The sequence below is a fragment of the Microvirga aerilata genome, from assembly GCF_016743775.1.
Lineage (GTDB): Bacteria > Pseudomonadota > Alphaproteobacteria > Rhizobiales > Beijerinckiaceae > Microvirga > Microvirga aerilata.
Genome location: NZ_JAEQMY010000205.1, coordinates 1 through 3,266, shown reverse-complemented (window position 1 = coordinate 3,266; position 3,266 = coordinate 1). Strand labels below are relative to the sequence as shown.

Genomic DNA, 3,266 nt, shown 5'->3' with positions numbered 1-3,266 from the left:
CCCCATCCCAGCTTTAGATGGTCTGAATTCCCGGTGGTTTGGGCCTGATCTGAAGCCGCACAGTCTGGGACTGCTGCAGGCTCAGGCACTTACGATAGGAGCCTTGTCACGTAAGTTGCCATGCAAAAGGATGCGTAATATCAGCCTCTTACTATACTTCTTGGCGCTGCTGCTCCGGTAGCAGCAATGCTCCTTACTTTTGCTTATGTAGCAAGTGTGTTGGCCTCAGCCTTGTTTCCCTGAGACTCCAGTCTTGCTGGACAAGTTAGTCTTGGAATAGAGCGCGGCAGGACCACCCACCTTTCTCAGTTTCGCCCGGGTCTGTTGCGTTCCACACAGCGATACCCAATCGGACACTGGCTAGTATCTGCCGTTGGGACCCAAACAGGCTCCATGACCTCACCCCGTACACATTGACCAGCCGCTCCTACGTAACGGTCGTAGGTCGTGGCGCTTGTATTGAGGACGATGGCACCCTGAGCGGCAACCAGTTCTCGTGCCCCATAACAGGACATCTGTAAGGTCAGAGGATGGCTCTGGGACAAGGCAACAGGACCCATACCGATGAAGAAAACAGCAGCACACATTAGCTTCACGGGGTCCATTGTCCCCTCCTACGGTGGGCATCCAAGGGGTCTATCCGTGTCAGGATGCTGTCAGGCCATCAGCGATAGCACAGTCGCACAGACGTTCATGACCAGAACAGTTCCAGCCAGCAATAAGGAGGCCGGTGGGTAGCGCCGATCAAGGCCACGATTGTTTTCACTATAAGGCAACGCCTGAGTGGAGTGGTGTGTGTTGCTGACGGTCATCAGCCGTCTCCTCCAGTTAGGGATGGGGCGATAACGATCCGAAGATGGTACCCGTCATTTCGTCCATCGGCGGTGCGCTCCCGCACGATCATTCCGTCTGTGGCAACCGTGACACCCTTGACGATTTCTGCGTCGCCAGCAGTTCAATCCTGTAGGTGGAGATGTGCGTCGTCATTGTAATGTGCGGGGGCTGCCATGAAGACATTGAGCCTCATCCTCGTTGTGATGGCTGGACTAGCGACAGAAGCCATCGGCCAACCGAGACCTTCAAGCCTTGTCATGAGTTGCGGCCAAGCCCGCTCCCTTGTCGCCAGTCGAGGCGCAGTCGTTCTGGGCACAGGGCGCTACACCTACGACCGCTATGTCAGCAGCCAAGCTTTCTGCTTGCGCAATGAGTACGTTCGGCCGGCTTGGGTGCCCACGGCTGATACCCCGCAGTGCCCCGTTGGGTATACCTGCGTGGATGATCCACCCTGGTTCTTTGATCGATAACAGGCTGGAAGTGTTTAGGGGACGGTCCATAAGCTGGGCCATGGAGCCCAAAGGCCAAGGTTAACTCGCGGTTAACTTCCTCCGGTCAGGTTCTGACCTCAACACGGATGGAGCCTGCTATGCGTATCCTCAAGACCTCCCTCAGCCTCGTTGTGGCAGCCACCGTGCTTGGCCCAATCGTCACCGTATCAGCCTATGCAGCGACCATTCTGGCAGCGGCAGCGGTTGCGCCGTGACGGGACTGCCTGTCATCGACGTGGTGGTTCGGTAAACGGGCGTTGACGCAACGCCGGGAACCTACAGGTCCATCGTTGGAGGCGATCCTATGCGACTGGGTGTGTCTCCCAAGGTTGGTCCTCACGAGACGACACACCCACCTTGCCCGGTTTCTGGTGAGGTGGGTGAGTTTCCAGTCCTCCAAGTCTCCGGCTCCCGGTCAGACGGCTTCCTTGAGCTCTTTCGCGGGCCGGAAGGCGATCTTCTTGGACGCTTTGATCTTGATCGGCTCGCCGGTCTGCGGATTGCGGCCGGTGCGGGCGGCACGCTTGCGCACCTGCAGGATGCCAAGGCCGCTCAGCCGGATCTTATCGCCCTTCTTCAGGCTCTTGGCGATCATCTCGACCACCTGCGTCAGCATCTCGTTGGCCTGCCACTTGGGTAGTTCATGCGCTTCCGACAGCTGCTCGGCAATGTGGCGCAGGGTCAGGATCGCGCTAGCCGAAGAGCCGGTGGCCTTCTTCGCCACCTTGGGAGCTGCTTTTGCAGTCGCCTTTGGTGCCGCAGCCTTTGCTGGGCTCTTGGCGGCTGTGCCGATCGCTCGTGCCGCTTTCGCCGGTATAGACTTCGACGCAGCCGCTTTGCGGGCCGGCGCCTTCTTGGTTGTGGTCTTGGTTGCTGCTTTCGCCATTGGTCAGACCCTCCTGATGAGCTATGAACCGAACAGTCACTGATCGGCAAAGTACTTGCCGCCTGAGATTAAAATCACCGGAGAACTGCTTTCTCAAGATCCATGCCGGAACGAGTTCACAGGTCTTTGGGTGAGAAGGGAAGGGAGAGTAAGTTGCGGTACCCAGTGTTGCTGCTGCGGAAGCCGGGCTTGGATCAAGCTGCAAGGAAGAGTTCGTTCTGTCGCCAAGGCGCGCATGCTCTTCTTCCGTTTGGGCGTGCTGTCGCAATGCGCTCATGGAAGCGCTCTTGAGCCTCCTTGAGGAGACGGCGTTTTCGGGCGAGAGGCCGAGAGGCAAGTGTGGTGTCCTGCACAATGGCAGCTGCCGCTGCGTACAGATCGGCTGTTGCGGCATCAAGCCCAGGATCCCGCTCCAACAGAACAACCAGGCTTGCCAAGCGCTGTCTGAGGAGCGTCTGCAGTTCGCGAAGGTAGGGCTGATCCCCGCCGAACTCGATGGCTTTCAGCGTTGGCGAGATCAATGCCAACTTCTCCTCAATCGTGTCGGTGAAATGCTTATCCGCCATGAGCAACTGTCTCCAGGTCAGAGGAAGCCCGCCCAGCCCTTAAGTCCCACGTGAAAGCATGCGCTTGCATGGTTAACCGATGGTTTCAAACAGCTGAGGAAAGCAACACGACCACCGCGAGCCGCCAGCTCATGCAATGCGCTCTGGCCCACCTTCCTCAGCGGCGCTCTTTGTTTCCGGTGTTGACGCTCATCAGGGGCAGAGTAGGATGGTGGCGCGGTGTTGCAACCGGCATCGCACACGCCCTGACTGGAGTTGAGAGGCTTCAGTTGGGGCGCTCCCATTTCGACAGGTCGCGATATTGCCACAGATTGGAGTGAGGGGACTGGCTCCACAAAGGAAACAGAGATAAGAAAACCTACGATCTGCTGACAGAATGCGGGGCAGCGGATGTGGAATGCGATCGTGGCCCTGAGACTTAGCTCGCCAGCCTGACGGGCTGCGGCTCCCTCAGCGTGTAGCCGCGGCCCCAGACCGTCTCGATGTAGT

At 58.2% G+C, this 3,266-nt stretch carries 3 protein-coding genes; all 3 read right to left on the bottom strand.

The genetic code is table 11. The features are described from left to right. Positions 1-656 precede the first annotated feature (656 nt). Complete coding sequence (locus tag JKG68_RS31480) at positions 657-812, bottom strand: hypothetical protein (RefSeq protein ID WP_202066286.1); 156 nt, start codon at positions 810-812, stop codon at positions 657-659. Positions 813-1,740: 928 nt separating this feature from the next. Further along, positions 1,741-2,049, bottom strand: a complete 309-nt coding sequence (locus JKG68_RS31475) for an HU family DNA-binding protein (RefSeq protein ID WP_202066287.1) — start codon at positions 2,047-2,049, stop codon at positions 1,741-1,743. A gap of 356 nt (positions 2,050-2,405) precedes the next feature. After that, on the bottom strand, positions 2,406-2,777 hold the full coding sequence (locus tag JKG68_RS31470) for a hypothetical protein (RefSeq protein ID WP_202066284.1): 372 nt from the start codon (positions 2,775-2,777) through the stop codon (positions 2,406-2,408). Between the last annotated feature and the right edge of the window lie 489 nt (positions 2,778-3,266).

Bases quoted from the DNA above. Each gene is read 5' to 3' on its own strand.
- JKG68_RS31480 (WP_202066286.1), bottom strand. From the start codon at position 812: ATGACCGTCAGCAACACACACCACTCCACTCAGGCGTTGCCTTATAGT.
- JKG68_RS31470 (WP_202066284.1), bottom strand. From the start codon at position 2,777: ATGGCGGATAAGCATTTCACCGACACGATTGAGGAGAAGTTGGCATTG.